Raw genomic sequence first — 19,310 nt, forward strand, 5'->3', positions numbered from 1 at the left:
AGTTAAGGCGCACAAGCCTATCTCACAAGCCTTCCGCAGGCTCGATCTTGCGGGTAACAATTGGAATAACAGCTTTCCTTGGAGAAACGCCCATGATCCGCACCGCCATCGTTCCGACCGCCATTGCGCTTGCCGCGCTCGCCACCGCTCCTGCCAGCGCCGCCGACATTCAGGTGCAGGCCACCGGGCCGGTGATCGAACTGGTCGTGAACGAGCAGGTGGAGGTGGAGCCGGACACGGTCACGATCAGCGCGGGCGTCACCACGCAGGCCATGACCGCATCCGACGCGCTGCGGCAGAATTCCACCCAGATGCAGAGCGTGATCGACCGGCTCCGCTCGCTCGGCATTCCCGAGCGTGACATCCAGACCACGCGGATCAATCTGAACGCCCGGTTCGATTACGATCAGCAGACCCGCGACCAGGTGTTCCGCGGATACGAAGCTTCCAATCAGGTCAGCGTGAAGCTGCGCGATACCGAAGAAGTCGGCAACGTGCTCGATGCGCTGGTGCAGGCGGGCGCGAACAACATCAACGGGCCCCGCTTCTCGGTCTCCGACGATACGCAGCCCAAGGCCGAAGCGCGCCGCCGGGCGCTGGAACGCGCACGGAGCATGGCGATGGATTACGCGCGGGTCGCGGGCTATTCGAACGTGCGCGTGCTCAAGATCGCCGAGAGCGTGCAGGGCAACGCGCGCGAATATGCGGCCGATGCCATCATGGTGACGGCGCAGCGCAGTGCCGGCGCCCCGCCTGTCCAGCCGGGCATGGTGGAAACCGGAGTGACCGTTTCCGTCACGTATGAAGCGGTCAATTAAGGCCGCTATTCATCAAATGAGGCCGAAAGCTGAACGATTGGTGCAGGGCAACATTCAGAACCTATTCAACGCTGTTGGTGCACTACTGCTCCCATCATGAAAGCTGTCTTTGCCTCCCTTCTTCTCGGTTGTGCGCTTGTCGCAACCCCCGCTCCTGCCATGGCGCAGAGCAATACGGCGCAGGAGGCGGCCCGGCGCGATCTGGGCGAGGGCCGCGTCCTCGAACTGCGCCAGCTCGAAGCGATCGGCGCCCGGGCGCTGGGCGTGCCGCGCTGCGGTGGGCGGCGCACGGGCGGCGATTGCTACGAATATCTGGGGCCGAGCTACGACGCGCAGGCAAAGGCCTATCGGCTGATCTACGTGCGCGGGCAGAGCGTGATCCACGTCTATGTCGATGCGCGAACGGGCCGCGTCATGCGGGTCGCCCGCTAGAGATCGGCGGGAATCTCGGGCTGGGTTGTTGACGATGATGCGCCATTCGCTTCAAGGAGCGGCCTTGTTGATGATACTTGCGAAGTGACAAGGACCAGCCGCCGATGCGCATCCTGATCGTAGAAGACGAGCCTACCCTGGGCCAGCAGCTCAAATCGACGCTGGAACAGAACGGCTATGCCGTGGACCTGTCGACCGACGGGGAAGACGGCCACTATCTGGGCTCCAGCGAGAATTACGATGCCGTCATCCTCGACCTCGGCCTGCCGGAAATCGACGGGCTGACGGTGCTGGGCATGTGGCGCAAGGAAGGCCGCACCTTCCCCGTGCTGGTGCTGACCGCGCGCGACAGCTGGTCGGACAAGGTCGCCGGGCTGGATGCGGGCGCGGACGATTATCTCGCCAAGCCCTTCCAGACCGAGGAACTCATCGCCCGCCTGCGCGCGCTGATCCGCCGTGCGAGCGGCAATACCTCGTCCGAACTGACCGCCGGCGATGTGCGGCTCGACACGCGCTCGGGCCGCGTCACGCGCGGGGGCGATCCGGTGAAGCTGACCGCGCAGGAATACAAGCTGCTGAGCTACCTGATGCACCACAAGGGCAAGGTCGTCAGCCGCACCGAACTGATCGAGCATATCTACGATCAGGATTTCGACCGCGATTCCAACACGATCGAGGTCTTCGTCACCCGCATCCGCAAGAAGCTGGGTGCGGAAGTCATCACAACGATCCGTGGCCTTGGTTACAGCCTCGACGACCCCGCCGACGCCCCCCGGGCCTAAGTCCGCGACCGACGCACCCCGCGATGCGGGGGCCGTCGGCGCGAACCGCACGGGCAGGCGCGATCCGCGTGCGCCCGACCGTGTTGCGGGCGAGGTGCATGACGAGCGCCCGCGCGATTTCGTCGCCCCGCATACCGGCAGCCTGACATGGCGGATGATCGCCATCTCTGCCGTGTGGATCATGGTGTTGCTGCTGGGCGGCGGGCTGACGCTGGACCGCACGCTGACCAATCTGGTCGAGCAGAATTTCGACACGCAGCTCAACAACAACCTCACCGCACTGATCGCCTCTGCCGAGATTCAGGAGGGCAATCAGGTCTGGCTGATCCGCCCGATGGGCGACCAGCGCTTCCTGGAGCCCAATTCCGGCCTCTATTACCAGATCAGCCCTGCGGGCGAGACGGTCAGCCTGGAGAACGAGACGGTTCTTCCCTCGCGCTCGCTGTGGGACCAGACGCTGCAGCTGCGCCGGTCCGACCGGGTCGATGTGCTCAATTACGACAGCGCGCAGTTCGACGGCAGCTCGCTGCGCATTGCGCAGCGCGACGCCACCTTGCCGGGCAGCGATACCTTGTGGACCTTCGCGGTCGCGCAGTCGCGGGACGAGATCGACGAACAGATCGACCGTATCCAGCGCATCCTCGTCATCAGCTTCGTGATCCTGGGGCTGGGCCTCATGGTGCTGGTGCTGTTGCAAAGCTATGTCGGCCTGCGCCCGCTGCGGCGCATTCAGGGCGCGATCCAGCATATTCGCACTTCCGGCTCCAACCGCGTGACCGATCCGCTGCCGCTGGAAGTGCAGCCGCTGGTGCAGGAGCTGAACATGCTGCTTGAGCATTCGGAGCGGCAGGCGGAGGAGGCGCGCACCCATGCGGGCAACCTCGCGCACGCGCTCAAGACGCCGCTTACGGTGGTCAACAACGCCGCCACCGCGCACGCGCCCGATCTGGCCGATACCGTGATCCGCGAGGCGCGCACGATGCGCCGCCATGTGGACCATCATCTTGCCCGCGCGCGTGCCGTGGGCCGCCGCGCGGTCGGCCATGCGCAGACGCCGGTGCGCGAAAGCGCGGAAGCCGTGCGGCGTGCGGTGGAGCGGCTCTATCCCGACGTGCGCTTCGATATCGACGGATCGAGCGATGCCAAGGTCGCCATCGAGCGGCAGGACCTCGACGAGATCGTCGGCAACCTGATCGAGAACGCGGCCAAATACGGCGGTGGCAGTGTCTTCGTGACCATCGATGCAGAGCCGGACAATCAGCGCTGCGTGATCTGGGTGGAAGACGACGGCATGGGCATCCCCGAGGAAAAGCGGGTCGAGATTTTCGATCGCGGCGCGCGGCTGGATACGGGCAAGCCGGGCACGGGGCTGGGGCTGGCCATCGTGCGCGACGTCGCGGAAATCTACAACGGGTCGGTCGATCTTGCCGAGAGCGAGGATCTGGGCGGTCTTCTGGTCCGGCTCTCGCTGCCCCGGGCCTGATCGCCACGGTGTCCGCCTTGTCTGTGCCGCAGCTTGCAACGCGCGATGTCCCTTATGCGCTTGAAATGATCGCGTCGCTTGGCCATTGGATGGCGCAATGACCGCCGAGATCGTCCCAATCAGCCGAGCCTCCGGCGCGCCCAATGCCTCCATCGACGCGATGCTCGCGTTGACGGCACCGGGCATGAATGCCGTCAATTCCGTGATTCTGGACCGGATGCAGAGCGAAATTCCGCTCATCCCGAGCCTGGCCGGGCACCTGATATCGGGCGGGGGCAAGCGCCTGCGCCCGATGCTGACGCTCGCCGGGGCGGAGCTGGTCGGGTACCAGGGCACGCGCCATCACAAGCTGGCCGCCGCGGTCGAGTTCATCCACACCGCCACGCTGCTGCACGACGATGTGGTGGACGGCAGCGAGATGCGCCGGGGCAAGGCCGCCGCGAACATCATTTTCGGCAATCCTGCCACCGTGCTGGTGGGCGATTTCCTGTTCAGCCGCGCATTCGAACTGATGACCGAGGATGGCAGCCTGCGCGTGCTGAAGATCCTCTCCTCCGCCAGCGCGATCATCGCCGAGGGCGAGGTTGCGCAGCTGACCGCGCAGCGCAAGATCGCCACCAGCGAAGAGCGGTATTTGGATATTATCGGCTCAAAGACGGCGGCGCTGTTCGCCGCCGCCAGCCGCATCTCCGCCGTGGTTGCGGAGTGCAGCGACGCGGAGGAACAGGCGCTGGACGATTATGGCCGCAACTTGGGGATAGCGTTCCAGCTGGTCGACGACGCGCTGGACTACTCGTCCGACGCGGCAGCGATGGGCAAGGACCGGGGCGACGATTTCCGCGAGGGCAAGATGACCCTGCCGGTCATCCTCGCCTATGCGCGCGGCGACGCGGAAGAGCGCAAGTTCTGGGAAAGCGCCATCGCGGGCTTCAAGACGTCCGACGAAGACCTGGCCCATGCGGTTGCGCTGGTGGAACGCCACGACTGCGTCGAGGCAACCCGCGAGCGCGCCCGACACTTCGCGCAGCGGGCGGCGGATGCGCTGTCGATCTTCCCCGACGGCAAGGCCCGCGAGGCAATGGTCGCCGCCGCGCACTTCGCGGTGGCGCGGGGGTTTTAGCTTTTTTGACACAAGCGCAGTGCACGCGTGCCGTACGCCCTTCTAAAGAACAATTTCTTCGGCTTGTGGAGTAACCGTTCCTGTCGTTTTAATCCCGACGACGCAGTCCGGCTTGGGCGTGCGTTCCAATCGCAATTGAGTTTAGACCTGCTTGCGCACCACGACCGATAGCCATGTTCTGATCAAGAATCGTGTTACCGCCGGAGTCAGTCGGCCCAATTATGACGCAGCCTTCTCCAACTTCCAAGTTCTCGGAAACGTGACCCATAACTACGGAATCTTTCCCAACCTTCACGACGCTCACTCCTTTTTGTTCGCGTTAGATCGAGCGCCCCTGCCGACCGCAGTCGCCTTGCCACTAGCTGAAGCATTCCATCCGAACGCCGCACCTTGAAGGTACTTCATACTGCCTTTGCTGTCGGGAAGAACTACGACCGAGCCGTCGCCCATCTTCAATTGATCAGGGAGCTCGCCGGAAGCGACAGACCCTTTTCCTAGCCGCACGTCCTTGCCACGGTTGCTAGCCACTGAAGTGTACCGTTTGAGGGCCAGCCAAAGCAGCCAGTAGAGGGCGGCTATAAGGACCGCGAAGGGTGAATAGCGCGCAATCGTCTCTGCGCTCATTGCATAATCGAGCAGCGATGAAGCCTCATCGGGCTTCGCGCTCGCATAGATTGGTGCGAAGAAAGCGAGCCCTCCCGCAATTTTCGACGGTAAAGCATCAACAATTCTAAAAGCGTACGCTCGCATCGCGTCTCTTTAGCATCAGTCTTACCGCTCGGGAACAAAAGGCGATCAAAATCTGTCGAAAACTCGCCTTGTAAAAAATGTTCGACATTCTCTAGCAATCCTCCTATGTAGAAAATGTTCTACACAACGAAGGAGATTCGCGGTCATGTCGTTCAGGGAAAAATCCGCTTGGGTCATGGGGGCGATCATGCTCGCCACGGGGCTCTGGTACGCCCAGTTGGTCGCGGCGGCGCCGCAGGCTCCGGTGATCGGTCCGCTGATCCCCTATGTGCTCGCGGTGATCGTGCTCTCCATCGTTGCGCAGGTGATCCTCGCGGTTGCCTCGCCCAAAGAAGCCGATGCGCCCGCCGACGAGCGGGAGCGCGCCGCGATCGACCGGGCGGGCCACTTCTCGGGCGCGGTGCTCGGCTTCGGGGTCATCACCGCGATCGTCATGCATATCGGCGGGTGGAGCGCCACGCTGCTGGTCCATGCGATCGTCGGCGCGCTGATTGTCTCGACCATCGCGGAATATGCGCTCCAGATATTCTACTTCCGCCGCGCTACCCGATGAGCAAGCGCCCACCGATCACCAACCGCGTGCGCGAATTGCGCGAGGAACATGACAGGATAAGCCAGGCCGCGCTGGGCGAGGCCGTGGGGGTGACGCGCCACACGATCATTGCGATCGAGCAGGGGCGCTATTCCCCCAGCCTCGAAACCGCCTTCCGCATCGCGCGCCGGTTCGGCGTGGGGGTGGAGGATGTGTTCGGCTGGGAGGGGGAGTGATCGCGCAGGGGTGCGCTTGCGAGCCGGCGGCACAACGCCTGCCGACAGACTATCCGGAAGCCTGCCTTCGCAGGGGTGACGGACTGGGTTAGGGGCGAGGGAATGCCCGAGGATTCACGTCTCCCCATCCACGCGGTCTTGCCGGACCTGAAGGCCGCGCTGCGCACCGGCTCCAACGCGGTGCTGGTCGCACCGCCGGGTGCGGGCAAGACCACGGCGGTCGCGCCTGCGCTGCTGGGTGAGGAATGGTGCGAAGGCGAAATCCTGCTGCTCTCGCCCCGCCGGGTCGCCGCGCGCGCCGCGGCGGAGCGGATGGCCGCGATGCTGGGCGAAAAACCGGGGGAGACGGTCGGCTACCTGACGCGGCTCGATTCCAGACGATCCGCGAAAACGCGCATCACCGTGCTGACGGAGGCGATCTTCGTGAACCGGATCGTGGCCGATCCCGAGCTCTCCGGCGTCTCCGCCGTTTTGTTCGACGAGGCGCACGAACGGCATCTGGACAGCGATTTCGGCCTTGCGCTGGCGCTGGAAACGCTGGCCGTGCTGCGCGAGGACCTGCGCCTGCTGGTCATGTCCGCCACTCTGGATGGAGAGCGGTTCGCATCGCTGATGGATCGGTGTGCCGTGATCGAAAGCGAGGGCCGAAGCCATCCGCTTCGCATCGCGTGGCTTGGATCGAGCGGGGTGGACCGTTTCGAGGATTCCATGGCCGATGCGGTGGCGCGGGCATGGCGGGACGAGGAGGGCGATATCCTCGCCTTCCTGCCCGGCGTGCGCGAGATAGAGCGGGTGCGCGAACGGCTGGAGCCGCGGCTGGGTGAAGCGGTGATCCTGCCGCTGCACGGACAGGTCGATCCGGGAGCGCAACGCGCTGCGATCCGCCGCGATCCGCAGGGGCGCCGCCGCATCGTGCTCGCGACCGCAATCGCCGAAACCTCGCTGACATTGGACGGCGTTACCGTGGTGGTCGATGGCGGCCTCTCCCGCCGGGCGGAATACGACCGCGCGGCGGGCGGCAACCGGCTGGTGACGGTGCAGGCATCGCAGGCCTCGGCAACGCAGCGGGCAGGGCGCGCGGCGCGGCAGGCCCCCGGTGTCGCCTATCGCCTGTGGACGGAAGCGGCGCATGCGGGGCGCCCCGCGTTCGAGCCGCCGGAGATCGCGACCAGCGACCTTGCGCCGCTGGTGCTGACGCTGGCCAGGTGGGGCGAGAGCGAGCCTGCCAACCTGCGCTGGCTCGATCCGCCGCCCGCCGCTTCGCTGGCCACGGCGCGCGAGGAGCTGCGCTCGCTCGGCGCGCTCGATGCGGACGGGCGCATCACGGCCGATGGCGAGGCGATGGCGCAGTTGCCGCTCGACCCTTCGGGCGCGGCGATGGTGCTGTTCGGCGCGCGGCACGGCTGTGCGGGGCGTGCGGCACAGGCGGTTCTGCTGCTGCAGGAGCGCGGGCTCAGCGGACGCGGCGAAGACCTGGAAGCGCGGCTGTCTCGCTGGAGGGGCGATCGGGGCCCGCGCGCGGAGGCGAGCCGGAAACTGGCCGCGCGATGGGCAAAGGCAGCCGAGAAGCTGGTCGAGTGCGACGCCGGACAGTCGGATTTGCCGCTCGCCGTGATCCTCGCCGCAGGCCGCCCCGGCTTCGTGGCGAAGCGGCGCGATGCGTCGGGCGAAGACTGGCTGGCCGCCAACGGGCGTGGCTATCGGCTCGATCCTGCGTCGCCGGTAGCCCGGGCGGAATACTGCGTGATCGGCGATGCGCAGGGCAGCGCGCAGGGCGCGCGGATTACCGCTGCCGCTTCGCTCGACGAAGCGGATCTGCGCCAATGGTTCGGTGAGCGGATCGAACTCCATCGTACCTTGCGCTGGGTGGGCGAGAGGGTCGAGGCGCGGCGCGAGGAGCGGCTGGGCGCGCTCGTGCTCTCCAAAGGGTCAGACGCAGATCCGGATATTGATGCGGTGCAGGCCCTGCTTGTGGACAAGGCTCTGGACAAGCTGGGGAGCGAGCAGGGAGAACTGCTTCCGGCAGATCTGCTCGCCCGCGCGCGCTTCGCCGGGATCGAGGGGCTTTCGCCCGATATGCTGCGCGAGACAGCGGACATGTGGCTCGCGCCGCTGCTGGCCGGACGCCGCGATCTGGGCATCGGCAGGGGCAAGCTGATCGACGCGCTGCTGGGCATGCTCGACTGGAACGAGCGGCAGCGCCTGGACGAGTGCGCGCCGCGCGCGTTTACCAGTCCGGCGGGAACTCAGCATGCGATCGACTATACTGGGCAGGATGCGCCCGCTGTAGAAGTCCGCGTGCAGGCCCTGTTCGGCCTGGATCGCCATCCCATGATCGGGAGCACGCCCCTGTTGCTCAAGCTGACCAGCCCCGCCGGTCGCCCGGTGCAGGCTACGCGCGATCTGCCCGCTTTCTGGCGCGGAAGCTGGGCGGATGTGCGCAAGGACATGAAGGGCCGCTATCCCAAGCATCGCTGGCCGGAAGAGCCGTGGACCGAAGCGCCGAGCCTCAAGACCAAGAATGCCTTTTCACGGGGCAAAGGCTGAATTAGGGAGAACCCCATGGCAGCACGTATCTATCAGCGCCCGAAGAGCGCGATGCAATCCGGCAAGGCACGAATCGACGAGTGGGTGCTCGAGTTCGAGCAATCCGAAGCACGGCGGGCGGACCCCTTGATGGGCTGGACCGGGTCGGGCGATACGCAGGTTCAGGTGCAGCTGACCTTCCCGAGCAAGGACGAGGCGAAGGCCTATGCCGAGAAATACGGCATCCCCGCGCGCGTTCATGCGACTCCGCCCAAGAAGCTGAAGCTGCAGGCCTACGCCGACAATTTCCGGTGAGCGTCGTGCGCGCCGCGTTTCTTGCCGCGCTGATGTGCGCGGGCGGATGCGTTGCGCAACCGAGCGATCCTTCGCCCCAGCCGATCGAGCGCGATGGCCTCTCCGTTGGTTCGATCGAACGGGCGCGTGCGCAACTGGTCGATATCGAGAAGCGTAGCGGGGGCCGGCTGGGCGTTGCGCTGATCGATCCTGCCGGCGCGGTCCTGCTCTCGCATCGCGGCGAAGAACGTTTCGCCATGTGCTCCACCTTCAAGACGTTGCTGGCGGGCATGGTCCTGTCGGGCGTGAACGGGCTGGAGCCAGAGGATCGGCTCATCATCGATCCGGCAGCGGTGGAAGGGCACGCGCCCTTTACCCGTTCCCGCTTCGAGGAAGGCTGGATGACGGTAGGCGATGCGGCGAAAAACATCGTAACCGTGAGCGATAATGGTGCGGCCAACCTGCTGCTCGACGAAGTGGGCGGGCCGCGCGGGCTGACCGAATGGATTCGCGCGCTTGGCGACGATGTGACCCGGCTCGACCGGCGGGAGCTGGCGCTGAACGAGAACGCCGCCGGGGACCCGCGCGACACGACCAGCCCGCTGGCTTTCGGCGAGACGTACCGCCGCGTCCTTTCCGACGACACGGTCCTGGATGCTGCGGACCGCGACCAATTGGCGCGGTGGCTGGTAGCGAGCGAAACCGGGCTCAACCGGCTGAGGGCGGGGATCCCGGGCGATTGGAGTGTGGGCGACAAGACCGGTTATTGCGCGGCGCCCGGTGCGGTCGAGATCAACGACGTTGCCATTTTCGATCCCGCTGGCGGCGGCTGGTACACGCTTGTATTCTTCCTCGACCGACCGCGCGAAGCGGGCGCATTCGCAGATGCCCTGGGTGCTGAGGTGGGCGCAATCGCGGCAGACCTGGTTCGTAGCGCATCCTGATCTTGCGCTTTTGATCTGCGTTCGCCATATCGCGCGGCGGGAGTCGGGTGGACGTTTGCGTTCGCTCACCGGGTCAGGTCCGGAAGGAAGCAGCCCAGGTGAATTGCGACGGGTCGCTCGGCTCCTTTTCAGTATATTAGCGAACCTGCCTTTGCCCTGTAATCAGCGCGCAAACGGTGTGTCGCCGACATTCTCCTGCCGCTCGGCTTCGGCGTCCGCCCTGAGGTCCTGAGCGATGCAGTAAAGCGACACGCTCGAGAGACCGCCATCGGGCATGAGCGTGATCAGTGTGGGCTCGCCGTCGCGTTCGATCTCTTTGTGCCACGAGACTTGCATCGAGTAGCGTACAAAGACGCTTGCGTCCTCGGGCGCCTCGATGCGCTTCCAGCCGCCTTCCGAGGCGATAGAGGCGAGATGCCGCGCAAGGGTCTCGCGGGTCAGACTGTCTGTGGTTGGCGCGATATAGCGTATTGTGTGCGTGCGCTGCGAACGCGGGGTTTGCCAGGTTTCGTATTCCTCGAACGGACCGACATGGGGATCAAAGGTCCGGCGCGGAGCTCCGTCGATCCCGATAAGGTCAGCCCCCTGTGTATCGGGCACCTGCCCGAATCGGCCGCCGATACCGCCATTCGCGTTGCACAATCGATCGAGCAACGCTGGATTGAGCGATTGCAGGGTTCCGGCGGAGATTTCCACCGGCGGTCTCGCTGGCTCGACCGGGACGGACAGGGGCGGGGCGTGCAGAGCAGCGAGGGGCAGGAGCATCGCGCGATCCTAGCTAGCAGTCGGTATGCCGACAACGGAAACAGCACGCGACAATTGATTGCCAAGAGCGTGCTTGTCTCCCGGGGGGCGCCTCTCCGGGTTTCTTTTCCCACATCGCCGGATGACAAGCGCCTGGGCAGCGCCTAGCTTTGCCCGATGGGCGATTCCGAGCTTCCCGATAAAGATCTGAACGAGACCGAAGAGGCTCAGCCTTCCGCCGCCGAACTGGAGGCGGCGGGCCAGAACGCGATGTTCGTCGACGCCGAACCGGAACCGGAGGCGCCTGCCGAGCCCAAATCAGCAGAGCCGACGGCCGATCCCGCGCAGCCCTATCGCGTGCTCGCGCGCAAATATCGTCCGCAGACCTTCAGCCAGCTGATCGGGCAGGAGCCGATGGTCCAGACGCTGGCCAACGCCATCCGGCGTGACCGGCTGGCGCATGCCTTTTTGATGACCGGCGTGCGCGGGGTGGGGAAGACCTCCACCGCGCGCCTGATCGCCAAGTCGCTCAACTGCATCGGGCCGGACGGGGAGGGTGGGCCGACCATCGATCCCTGCGGCGTGTGCGAGCCGTGTCGCGCGATTGCGGAAGGCCGCCATATCGACGTGATCGAGATGGACGCGGCCTCGCATACCGGTGTCGACGACGTGCGCGAAATCATCGAGGCGGTCCGCTATGCCGCTGTCAGCGCGCGCTACAAGATCTACATCATCGACGAAGTCCACATGCTGTCTCGCAATGCTTTCAATGCGTTGCTCAAGACACTTGAGGAGCCGCCGAGCCATGTGAAGTTTCTCTTCGCGACCACCGAGGTCGACAAGCTGCCGGTCACGGTGCTCAGCCGCACGCAGCGTTTCGACCTGCGCCGTATCCCGACCGAGCGGCTGGCCGAACATTTCGCATGGGTTTGCGAGCAGGAGCAGGTCGCGGCCGAGCCCGAGGCACTGGCGCTGGTCGCAGCCGCAGCGGAAGGGTCTGTGCGTGACGGGCTTTCGATCCTCGACCAGGCGATTGCGCATGCCGATCTGGAGGATGACGGATCGGGCGGGCTGGTCACTGCGGCGCGCGTGCGCGACATGCTGGGCCTGGCCGATGCGGGCGCGCAGCGGCGCCTGCTGGGCGCTATCCTGGAAGGTCAACCCAAGCAGATGCTGGACGCGGTTGCGGACCAGTATGCGCTGGGGGTCGAGCCGCTGGCGCTGATGCGCGCGCTGATGGACGTCGTCCACCGGATCACGGTGATGCAGATCGGCGGCGCGATGCCCGATCTCCATGGCGAGGAAGAGCGCGGCCAGCTTTCCGACTGGGCCGGCAGGCTGACGCCCGGTCAGTTGCACCGTCTGTGGCAGTTGCTCCTGAAGGGATATGACGAGGTAAAGACCGCGCCAGATCCGCTGGTGAGCGCGCAGATGGCCTTGTTGCGGCTGATCCACGCGGCGGATGCGCCCGATCCCGGCTCGCTCGTGCGCAAGATGGAGGAACTGGCGAAAGGCCTCCCGGCCACGCCCGCAGAAAGCGCATCATCGCCTGCGTCGCCTGCGCCGAGTGCTGCAGCGCCGCCCCAGTCCGCCACTCCCTTGCCGCCAGCCGATTTTGCATCGCTGGTGAACCGGGTCGAGGAGGCGGGCGAGTACATCGCGGCCAGCATCATGCGTCTGCAACTGCGGGTCGTAAGCCTTGAAGATGGCGTGATCACCTTTGCCCGTGCGCCCGAATACAAGGACAAGATCGAGGCCGAATTGCGCACTGCGCTGCAAAGGGCGACGGGCCGTAGCTGGAAGCTCGCGGAAATTACTGACCCCGCCGCGCCGCCCAGCCTTGCGGAGGCCGCGCAGGCCGAAGCCGCTGCGCTGCGCGACGCGATGGAGAACCACCCGCTAATGCAGGCCGCCCGTGCGGCCTTCCCCCAGGCGGAACTGCTCGACGAGAAGGAGCAGGCTGCCGCCGCAACCCCACGCCGATGGAGCAAGCACGCATGAAATCGATGGAAGAGATGATGAAAGCCGCGCAGGAAGCGGCGCAGACCATTCAGAACCAGATGGGCGAAGCACAGGCCAAGCTCGATTCGATCGAGGTCGAAGGCACCGCCGGCGGCGGTCTGGTAAAGGTGAAATGCACCGCGCGCGGCCGGATCATGGGCGTGAGCATCGACGACAGCCTGATGAAGCCCGAAGAAAAGCAGATGGTGGAAGATCTGGTCGCCGCCGCGTTCAACGATGCGCGCGGCAAGGCGGATCGTGTTTCGTCCGAAGAGATGGAGAAGATCCAGTCCGGCATGGGGCTTCCCCCGGGCTTCAACCTGCCCGGCATGGGCTAGGGGCCGGGCCGGGCAGGGCGCTTCGCCTGCAAGGCTCCGACCGCCTGCGGCAATGGAGGCCCACGGCTGTCGCAAGGGTGGTCTTCCCAGCGGTCCATCCACAGCCGTCGGCGCAACCCATTGCAGGGTCCGGTCGATCGACCCATATTCTTGGGCAAGGACGGGTGCGCGGCCAATCCGCGCGCTAAAAGATACTTATGACTCAGCGTTTTCCGCTTCTCCCCCTGCGCGACATCGTCGTGTTCCCCGGCATGGTCGTGCCGATCTTCGTCGGGCGCGAGCGCTCGGTCGCCGCGCTCGAAGCGGCGATGGAAGGCGACAAGGACATCTTCCTGCTCGCCCAGCTTGATCCTTCGTGCGAAGAACCGGGCGGCTCCGATCTCTACGATGTCGGCGTGATCGCCCAGATCCTGCAGATGCTCAAAATGCCGGATGGCACCGTGCGTGTGCTGGTCGAAGGCACGAGCCGTGCGCAGTTGAGCGACTTGCAGGACGAGGGCGCAGTTACCTTCGCCCAGGTTCGCCCGATGGAGCAGGCCACGGTTTCCGGCAGCGAAGTCACTGCGCTGATGCGCACCGTGATCGAGCAGTTTGCCGATTACGCCAAGCTTTCGAAGAAAAACGAAGGAGCGGCCGAGGAACTGGGCGAGATCGACGATGCGGCCGCGCTCGCCGATGCGGTGGCCGCTGCCCTGGCGATCAAGGTTTCTGACAAGCAGGGCCTGCTGACCGAGCCCGATCCGCGCAAGCGGCTGGAAATGCTCCTCAACTTCATGGAGGGCGAGCTTTCCGTGCTGCAGGTGGAGCGGCGCATCCGGGGCCGCGTGAAGCGGCAGATGGAGAAGACGCAGCGCGAGTATTATCTCAACGAACAGTTGAAGGCGATCCAGAACGAGCTTGGTGGCTCGGGCGAGGGCGGCGACGGCGACGAGCTTGCCGAGCTGCAGGAAAAGATCGAGAAGCTGGAGCTTTCCGAAGAGGCGCGCACCAAGGCGGAAAGCGAGCTCAAGAAGCTCAAGGCGATGCAGCCGATGAGCGCCGAGGCGACCGTCATCCGCAACTATCTCGACGTGCTGCTCGACCTGCCATGGGGCCAGAAGAGCGAACTCAACCGCGATATCGAGGAGGCGCAGACCATCCTCGATGACGATCACTACGCACTGGAAAAGGTGAAGGAGCGGATCGTCGAATATCTCGCCGTGCAGGCGCGGACGAACAAGCTGAAAGGTCCGATCCTGTGCCTCGTCGGCCCTCCGGGTGTCGGCAAGACAAGCCTGGGCAAGTCGATCGCGCGCGCCACGGGCCGCGAGTTCGTGCGCCAGTCGCTTGGCGGCGTGCGCGACGAATCCGAAATTCGCGGCCACCGGCGGACCTATATCGGCTCCATGCCGGGCAAGATCGTCAAGAACCTGACCAAGGCGGGCACCACCAATCCGCTGTTCCTGCTCGACGAAATCGACAAGCTGGGCCAGGATTTCCGCGGCGATCCCGCCTCGGCGCTGCTCGAAGTGCTCGATCCGGAACAGAACGCGCGCTTCCAGGACCATTATCTGGAGGTCGATTTCGATCTGTCGGACATCATGTTCGTGTGCACCGCGAACACTCTCGACCTGCCGCAGCCGCTGCTCGACCGGATGGAGATCATCCGGCTGGAAGGCTACACCGAGGACGAGAAGGTGGAGATCGCCAAGTCGCACCTGCTGCCCAAGCAGGTCGCCGACCATGGGCTGGAGGAAGGCGAATTCACGCTGACCGACGAGGCGCTGCGCGACCTGATCCGCTACTATACGCGTGAGGCCGGAGTGCGCACGCTGGAGCGGGAGATCGCAAAGCTGGCCCGCAAGAGCCTGCGCAAGATCCTCGAGAAGAAGGCTGAAACGGTCGAGATAACGCCGGAAAACCTCGGCGAGTTCGCTGGTGTGCGCAAACACAAGCATGGCCTGGCGGAAAAGGAAGCGCAGATCGGTGCCGTCACCGGGCTGGCATGGACGCAGGTGGGCGGCGAGCTGCTGACCATCGAAAGCGTCACCACGCCGGGCAAGGGCGAAATCAAGACCACGGGCAAGCTGGGCGAGGTGATGAACGAAAGCGTCGCCGCGGCCTTCAGCTTCGTGAAGGCGAGGGCGCCTGCCTACGGCATCAAGCCCTCGATCTTCCGGCGCAAGAATATCCATATCCACTTGCCCGAAGGGGCGGTGCCCAAGGATGGGCCGAGCGCGGGCGTGGGAATGGTCACCTCGATCGTCTCGACATTGGCCGGTATTCCGGTTCGCCCGGATGTCGCCATGACCGGCGAGGTGACGTTGCGCGGACGCGTGCTGGCCATTGGCGGGCTGAAGGAAAAGCTGCTTGCGGCGCGGCGTGGTGGCATCCCCACCGTGCTGATCCCGGAAGAGAACGTGAAGGACCTGGCCGATATCGCCGAGCGCGTGACCGAAGGATTGGAGATCGTGCCCGTATCCCACGTCGACGAGGTCCTGTCGCGCGCTCTGGTCAGAGAGCCCGATGCGATCGAATGGACCGAAGCAGATGACCTGGCGAGTCAGCCGGTGAACGGAGTTCCCTTTACGGAAAGCGGGCAAACCACGCATTGATGCGGGGTTTGTTCGCCATTCGTTCGAAACTTTTCAACAGAGTTGATGTTTGTAAACCAGAAATCGCACATTTCCGCGCTTTTTTGTCAGAATGACTTTGACAGATGCGTGCCGAAGGTCTCAAATCGACGAATTCGCTCGTAGCGAATTATCACCGTAGAAAGTCTGGGACCGAGGGGTTTTCCGTATGAACAAGAATGAGCTGATCGGCACGGTTGCCGAATCCTGTGGCCTTTCCAAGAGCGACGCTTCGAACGCCGTGGAAGGTGTATTCGACGCGATCCAGAAGGCCCTCGCCGATGGCGATGAGGTTCGGCTCGTCGGGTTCGGTACGTTTTCGGTCGCGAAGCGCAAGGCCTCGACCGGCCGTAACCCGCGCACCGGCGAACCGATGGAAATCAAGGCTTCCAACCAGCCCAAGTTCAAGGCTGGCAAGGGCCTCAAGGACGCCGTGAACTAAGAGATTTCACGGGGGTCCTACGTGGGCCTGCTAAAACAGAAGACCCCGTCGAGTGGTGGATCGGCGGGGTTTTTCTTTGCGCGACGTACACCGCAAGCGGCGTGCCGGAGGCTATGCCTGGTTTTCGCGGGTCGCCAGCGCGTAGAGCGCAATCGCCGCCGCGTTCGAGACGTTGAGGCTCTCGATCGCAGCGGAAATCGGCAGTCTGGCGAGCGCGTCGCAATGTCCGGCGATATTTTGCCGAAGCCCGGCGCCCTCTGCCCCCAGCACGATCGCGACGGGCCCGGTTGGCATGGCCTGCGCCAGGGTCATCTCCGCTTCGCCTGCCAGACCGATGCGCCAGAAGCCGTGCGCGGTGAGATCGTCCAGCGCGCGCGCAAGGTTGACCACGCGCACCCAGGGCACGGTCTCCAGCGCACCCGACGCGGATTTTGCCACCACGCCGCTTTCGGGCGGGGCATGGCGATCCTGCGTCACGATGGCTGCGGCACCGAAGGCGGCGGCCGAGCGCATGATTGCGCCGACATTGTGCGGGTCCGTCACCTGGTCCAGCACCACGATCGGCCGCGCCGCATCGTCCGCGGCGATCACGTCGAGCAGATCCTGCTCTTCCAGCGGGGCGCATTCGAGGACCAGCCCCTGATGCGGCGCGTCGCGCGCCACCAGCCGGTCGAGATCGGGCGTGTCGGCATATTCCACGGGGAAATCGGCGGGCAGCTCCCCGTCGAGCGACTCGATGCCATCGCGCGTCGCCCATAGCTTGCGGTGCTTGCGTTCGGGATTGAGCAGCGCCGCCTCGACCGCGTGGCGGCCCCAGAGCCGCACCTGCCCCGTGCTCGCACGCCCGCTCCCGCGACCATTCTTCATCCTGCCTGCGCGTCCGCGCAGCGCCCTTTTGCGTTCCGGTTTTGCCATAGTTGCTCGCCCTGCCACCCCGGCCATTGACAGGCAAGCGCGGCTTCTTCAAAGGGGCGCACCTCGGCATGCGGCGCCCGGCAAGGCGCGCTGTTTCTTGCACTGCCTCTTGCAGATCAGACCCTGTGGACAGGTGGCCGAGTGGTTAAAGGCAGCAGACTGTAAATCTGCCCGCGCAAGCGTACGCTGGTTCGAATCCAGCCCTGTCCACCACCATCCCTCAGGGTCGGCTTGGCCGGCCTTGCCATGCTGCTTTCATCGCTGAAATCTTCTGACCGCGGTGCCGGTGCCCCTCAGCGATGGCAGATGCGTGCTTCGCCATCGCATGCTGCCTTTCCGCCTTCGCGATTCGCCGCACTTGCCGCGCATCCCTGGCGCGGCTAATCCTCGGCCTTCCATGAGCGCGCACGAAAATTCCACCGCCCCTAAGCCGGTCATATCGGCGACCGGTCTGTTCACACCCGAAGACAGCATCAGCAACCGCGAACTGGTCGACAGTTTCAACGCCTTCGTCGAACGTCACAACGTCGCACACGCCGACGCGATTGCTGCGGGCGAGATGGAAGCGCTGACGCCCAGCTCGGTCGAGTTCATCGAGAAGGCGAGCGGGATCAAGTCGCGCCATGTGATGAACAAGGCGCCGCTGATCGATCCCGAGATCATGGAGCCGCGCCACGAACCGCGCGGCAACGACGAATTGTCTCTGATGGCAGAGATCGGCGTGGCCGCCGCGCGCGAGGCGCTGGAAAAGGCCGGTCGCGATCCGGCGGATGTCGACGCGGTCCTGTGCGCTGCTTCCAACATGCAGCGGCCCTATCCCGCCATGGCGATCGAGATCCAGCAGGCACTGGGGATCGACGGGTTCGCCTTCGACATGAATGTCGCATGCTCTTCCGCCACCTTCGGCATCCAGACCGCCGCCGATTATGTTCGCGCGGGCCATGCGAAGAGCGTGCTGGTGGTAAGCCCGGAGATCACCAGCGGGCATCTCAACTGGCGCGACCGCGACAGCCACTTCATCTTCGGCGATGTGGCGACGGCGGTGCTGGTGGAGGATGCTAGCATCGCGCCGCCCGGCCACTGGGAGATTCTGGGCACGCGACTGAAGACCGTTTTTTCGAACAATATCCGCAACAATTTCGGCTTCCTCAATCGTGCGGAGCCGGAAACGATCGGCAGCGACGACAAGCTGTTCGTCCAGGAGGGCCGCAAGGTTTTCAAGGAAGTGGTGCCCATGGTCGCGGAAATGATCGTGACCGAGGCACAGCGCCTGTCGATCGATCCCGCACGACTGCGGCGCTTGTGGCTGCACCAGGCGAATGCGGGCATGAACCGCCTTATTGCGCAGCGGGTGCTGGGGCATGAGGCGAGCGACGACGAAAGCCCGACCGTGCTCGACACCTATGGCAATACCTCCAGCGCGGGTTCGATCATCGCCTTTCACCTCAATCACGAGGACCTGGAGGCAGGGGATACCGGGCTGATCTGCAGCTTCGGCGCGGGATATTCGGCGGGCGCCGTGTTCGTCCGGAGGTCGGCATGATGGGCGCCGTTCGCATCCGAATGGCCAAGCGTGAGGCGGTGCGCCATGGCTGGTGAGGTCATGGATAATCGCGGGCGAGGGGAAGCGCGCTCCTCGCTACCCTCGGTCCATCCCGAAGGTCGCAAATACGCGCTGATCTGTCTCGGCCTGTCGCTGATCGCCGCGCTGCTTGCGTGGGAGACGCTCGCCTGGCCGCTCGCGTTCCTCTCGCTGTGCATCCTCGCCTTCTTCCGCGATCCCGAACGCGTGGTGCCGCGAGGCGACGCTCTGATCCTCTCGCCTGCCGACGGCACGGTGACGCAGATTTCGGAAGTGGAGCCTCCACTGGAGCTCCGCGGCGAAGAAGGAGGGTTGGGGCACGAGCCCGTCACCCGGATTTCGATCTATCTCAGCATATTCGACGTGCACATCAACCGCTCGCCATGCGCGGGCACGGTCGGCACGATGAGCTACGTGCCCGGCAAGTTCGTCAATGCCGAACTCGACAAGTCGAGCGAGGAGAACGAGCGGCAGCACATCATCATCATGCGCAGCGATGGCGTGGCGGTGGGGATGACGCAGATCGCCGGGTTGGTCGCGCGGCGGATCGTGCCTTTCGTGAAACCGGGCGATATTGTCGCGGCGGGGCAGCGGGTGGGGCTGATCCGCTTCGGCAGCCGCGTCGATCTGTATCTGCCGCAGGGCACCTCGCCCCAGGTGCTGATGGGCCAGCGGGTTATCGCGGGCGAGACCGTTCTCGGGCGGTTGGGCGAAACGGTCGAGCTGGAAGGCCTGCAGCAGTAAGCTTGCGACAGGGCC

The 19,310-nt window shown here is 65.0% G+C and carries 19 protein-coding genes, 1 tRNA gene and 1 other RNA gene; 18 read left to right on the plus strand and 3 right to left on the minus strand.

The genetic code is table 11. The features are described 5' to 3' along the window. Window positions 1-92: 92 nt before the first annotated feature. The 5 genes from ADAD_RS0108055 (at window position 93) to ADAD_RS0108075 (ending at window position 4,635) form a co-directional block, all read left to right on the plus strand. Window positions 93-818 (plus strand): SIMPL domain-containing protein, encoded by a 726-nt coding sequence (locus ADAD_RS0108055; RefSeq protein ID WP_010412262.1) that lies wholly within the window; start codon window positions 93-95, stop codon window positions 816-818. 159 nt (window positions 819-977) lie between these two features. Beyond that, entirely contained in the window at window positions 978-1,250 is a 273-nt protein-coding gene (locus ADAD_RS0108060) for a hypothetical protein (protein WP_010412264.1), read from the plus strand. A gap of 104 nt (window positions 1,251-1,354) precedes the next feature. Further along, a complete protein-coding gene (locus ADAD_RS0108065; RefSeq protein ID WP_010412266.1) occupies window positions 1,355-2,032 on the plus strand; it encodes a response regulator transcription factor in 678 nt (225 codons plus the stop codon). Next, window positions 1,989-3,515, plus strand: a complete 1,527-nt coding sequence (locus ADAD_RS0108070) for an ATP-binding protein (RefSeq protein WP_010412269.1) — start codon at window positions 1,989-1,991, stop codon at window positions 3,513-3,515. The genes ADAD_RS0108065 and ADAD_RS0108070 overlap by 44 nt, the downstream gene beginning before the upstream one ends. Window positions 3,516-3,612: 97 nt before the next feature. After that, complete coding sequence (locus tag ADAD_RS0108075; RefSeq protein ID WP_010412272.1) at window positions 3,613-4,635, plus strand: polyprenyl synthetase family protein; 1,023 nt, start codon at window positions 3,613-3,615, stop codon at window positions 4,633-4,635. A gap of 300 nt (window positions 4,636-4,935) precedes the next feature. Here ADAD_RS0108075 and ADAD_RS0108080 read toward each other — a convergent pair whose 3' ends face one another. After that, entirely contained in the window at window positions 4,936-5,385 is a 450-nt protein-coding gene (locus ADAD_RS0108080) for a hypothetical protein (RefSeq protein WP_010412274.1), read from the minus strand. Window positions 5,386-5,530: 145 nt separating this feature from the next. On the opposite strand from ADAD_RS0108080, the gene ADAD_RS0108085 reads away from it, so the two are divergent. The 6 genes from ADAD_RS0108085 (at window position 5,531) to ffs (ending at window position 10,048) form a co-directional block, all read left to right on the plus strand. Beyond that, entirely contained in the window at window positions 5,531-5,938 is a 408-nt protein-coding gene (locus ADAD_RS0108085; protein ID WP_237700796.1) for a hypothetical protein, read from the plus strand. Further along, window positions 5,935-6,153, plus strand: coding sequence for a helix-turn-helix transcriptional regulator (locus ADAD_RS0108090; RefSeq protein ID WP_010412281.1), 219 nt, complete (start codon window positions 5,935-5,937; stop codon window positions 6,151-6,153). Before ADAD_RS0108085 ends, ADAD_RS0108090 begins: the two co-directional genes overlap by 4 nt. 102 nt (window positions 6,154-6,255) lie before the next feature. Next, complete coding sequence (gene hrpB / locus ADAD_RS0108095) at window positions 6,256-8,700, plus strand: ATP-dependent helicase HrpB (protein WP_010412284.1); 2,445 nt, start codon at window positions 6,256-6,258, stop codon at window positions 8,698-8,700. Between the two features lie 15 nt (window positions 8,701-8,715). Then, window positions 8,716-8,994 (plus strand): ETC complex I subunit, encoded by a 279-nt coding sequence (locus ADAD_RS0108100; RefSeq protein ID WP_010412288.1) that lies wholly within the window; start codon window positions 8,716-8,718, stop codon window positions 8,992-8,994. After that, a complete protein-coding gene (gene bla, locus ADAD_RS15760) occupies window positions 8,991-9,917 on the plus strand; it encodes a class A beta-lactamase (RefSeq protein ID WP_010412292.1) in 927 nt (308 codons plus the stop codon). Before ADAD_RS0108100 ends, bla begins: the two co-directional genes overlap by 4 nt. Before the next feature lie 36 nt (window positions 9,918-9,953). Continuing rightward, window positions 9,954-10,048: signal recognition particle sRNA small type (gene ffs, locus ADAD_RS16630), an RNA gene on the plus strand. Between the two features lie 31 nt (window positions 10,049-10,079). On the opposite strand, the gene ADAD_RS0108110 is transcribed toward ffs, so the two are convergent. Further along, window positions 10,080-10,682 (minus strand): hypothetical protein, encoded by a 603-nt coding sequence (locus tag ADAD_RS0108110; protein ID WP_139020392.1) that lies wholly within the window; start codon window positions 10,680-10,682, stop codon window positions 10,080-10,082. Window positions 10,683-10,838: 156 nt separating this feature from the next. Here ADAD_RS0108110 and ADAD_RS0108115 point away from each other — a divergent pair, with 156 nt between their 5' ends. The 4 genes from ADAD_RS0108115 (at window position 10,839) to ADAD_RS0108130 (ending at window position 16,054) form a co-directional block, all read left to right on the plus strand. Continuing rightward, window positions 10,839-12,662 carry a DNA polymerase III subunit gamma/tau gene (locus tag ADAD_RS0108115; protein WP_010412297.1) on the plus strand — a complete coding sequence of 608 codons (1,824 nt, stop codon included), beginning with the start codon at window positions 10,839-10,841 and terminating at the stop codon, window positions 12,660-12,662. After that, entirely contained in the window at window positions 12,659-13,000 is a 342-nt protein-coding gene (locus ADAD_RS0108120; RefSeq protein ID WP_029140004.1) for a YbaB/EbfC family nucleoid-associated protein, read from the plus strand. Before ADAD_RS0108115 ends, ADAD_RS0108120 begins: the two co-directional genes overlap by 4 nt. 197 nt (window positions 13,001-13,197) lie before the next feature. Beyond that, window positions 13,198-15,594 (plus strand): endopeptidase La, encoded by a 2,397-nt coding sequence (gene lon, locus ADAD_RS0108125; protein WP_010412302.1) that lies wholly within the window; start codon window positions 13,198-13,200, stop codon window positions 15,592-15,594. 187 nt (window positions 15,595-15,781) lie between these two features. Further along, entirely contained in the window at window positions 15,782-16,054 is a 273-nt protein-coding gene (locus tag ADAD_RS0108130) for an HU family DNA-binding protein (RefSeq protein WP_010412305.1), read from the plus strand. Window positions 16,055-16,165: 111 nt separating this feature from the next. On the opposite strand, the gene rlmB is transcribed toward ADAD_RS0108130, so the two are convergent. Beyond that, window positions 16,166-16,969: a 23S rRNA (guanosine(2251)-2'-O)-methyltransferase RlmB gene (rlmB, locus tag ADAD_RS0108135; RefSeq protein WP_029140005.1), complete on the minus strand. Its 804-nt coding sequence runs from the start codon at window positions 16,967-16,969 to the stop codon at window positions 16,166-16,168. Between the two features lie 127 nt (window positions 16,970-17,096). On the opposite strand from rlmB, the gene ADAD_RS0108140 reads away from it, so the two are divergent. The 3 genes from ADAD_RS0108140 to ADAD_RS0108150 all read left to right on the plus strand — a co-directional run bounded on the left by ADAD_RS0108140 (window position 17,097) and on the right by ADAD_RS0108150 (window position 19,295). Continuing rightward, window positions 17,097-17,182, plus strand: a tRNA-Tyr gene (locus tag ADAD_RS0108140). A gap of 184 nt (window positions 17,183-17,366) precedes the next feature. Then, window positions 17,367-18,512 carry a beta-ketoacyl-ACP synthase III gene (locus tag ADAD_RS0108145; RefSeq protein WP_010412313.1) on the plus strand — a complete coding sequence of 382 codons (1,146 nt, stop codon included), beginning with the start codon at window positions 17,367-17,369 and terminating at the stop codon, window positions 18,510-18,512. A gap of 45 nt (window positions 18,513-18,557) precedes the next feature. Then, complete coding sequence (locus ADAD_RS0108150) at window positions 18,558-19,295, plus strand: phosphatidylserine decarboxylase (protein WP_010412315.1); 738 nt, start codon at window positions 18,558-18,560, stop codon at window positions 19,293-19,295. Window positions 19,296-19,310 lie beyond the last annotated feature (15 nt).

This window comes from Citromicrobium sp. JLT1363, from assembly GCF_000186705.1.
Lineage (GTDB): Bacteria > Pseudomonadota > Alphaproteobacteria > Sphingomonadales > Sphingomonadaceae > Alteriqipengyuania.